Raw genomic sequence first — 1,259 nt, 5'->3', positions numbered from 1 at the left:
GGCCTTCCTGCGGACAACAGGCGGCGACGAGGACAAGTACTGGCTCGGCCTCGCCAATGCAATGGCCGGCGGCATGATGACGTCTGCGAGTGCCGCGCTGATTATCGAGGGCGTGGAGCTCGGAGTGGGCGAGCGCGCCCCGTTCACGCCGCTGCAGTGCGTGGCCATAGGCGGCGTGATCGGCATCATGTTCATCGTTGCCAGTCAGCGCATCCTCGACGGCTCGGACGACGTCAAATTTAGCATCATCGAGGGCATCGATGCGCGCCGCGCGCTGCTGATCGTCGTCGTGATGACTCTGCACTCGTTCTCCGAGGGCATCGGCATCGGCGTTTCCTTCGGCGAGAAGACGAAAGAGAGCCTGGGCATGCTCGTGACCACCACGCTGGCGGTGCACAACGTCCCAGAGGGCTTCGCGGTCAGCGTCGTGCTCGTCTCCAAGGGGATGAGTGTGTGGGGCGCCGCCCTATGGAGCGTCATGACGAGCGTTCCTCAGGTACGCGCCGTGCGGGGCGAACGGCCTCTGAGCGTCTCTGATTGCCTTCCTGGAGCGCGATGGCTAGCATTTTAGATGTATGCGCCATCCCGGGCACGCTCCACAGCGCCACCCTGGGCGGACCCGTGGCGCAGCGGCAGAGAGAGCCCCTGCCGCACAGCCTCGACCACAGCCTGCATCCTTTTGTGCTGCCAGCGCTCACCCTACGCGAATCACCTCGCGCCCGCGGCGCCACCCCTTTTCTCATCCCTCTCTCACTGAGTGACCTGCTTCGGGCAGCCGCTGATGGCGATCGCTGCGTTCTTGTTCGTGGACGCGTTCGTGCTCGTACAGCCGATGGGCCTGGGGTTTGCAGCTGGGGCGATGCTATGGGTCGCATGGATGGAGCTGTTCATTGAGGTGCGTGCGCGCATGCGCGTGCATGCACATCGCGCCGCCTTGCACGCCCGAGACCTGGCCATCTCGAGGCCATCTCGAGGCTAAGCCGCGCGGTCCGTGGAGGCGTGCACTCGGTGCCTCCTTGGCCTGCCGGTACTGGTACCCTCTGCGCCGCTCGACACGACGCCCGATCCACTCACCCTTGACTGTTGGCTGCTCTCGGTGCTCACAGGCTCACGAGGCGTGCGGCCTCATGAGCACTGCGACGACCGGCCTCGCCTCTGCAGTGGCCATGGGTCTGTGCCACAGCTATCTCATGTAGGGGTGGACTCATGACGGTGTTCTGCCAGCGAGGAGTTGCGCGTTGTGAAGGGCGTCCACCACT

Annotated in this window: 2 protein-coding genes; both read left to right on the top strand. The window is 65.0% G+C overall.

Annotated features, from left to right (window positions below; translation table 11 throughout):
• Positions 1–61: 61 nt before the first annotated feature.
• Complete coding sequence (locus tag EB084_25900) at positions 62–571, top strand: hypothetical protein (GenBank protein ID NDD31698.1); 510 nt, start codon at positions 62–64, stop codon at positions 569–571.
• Positions 572–781: 210 nt separating this feature from the next.
• Positions 782–979: a hypothetical protein gene (locus tag EB084_25895; protein NDD31697.1), complete on the top strand. Its 198-nt coding sequence runs from the start codon at positions 782–784 to the stop codon at positions 977–979.
• The last annotated feature ends 280 nt before the right edge of the window (positions 980–1,259 follow it).

This window comes from Pseudomonadota bacterium, assembly GCA_010028905.1.
GTDB lineage: Bacteria > Vulcanimicrobiota > Xenobia > RGZZ01 > RGZZ01 > RGZZ01.
Note: the sequence above shows the minus strand (reverse complement) of the source record. Positions and strands in the feature narration are given on the sequence as shown.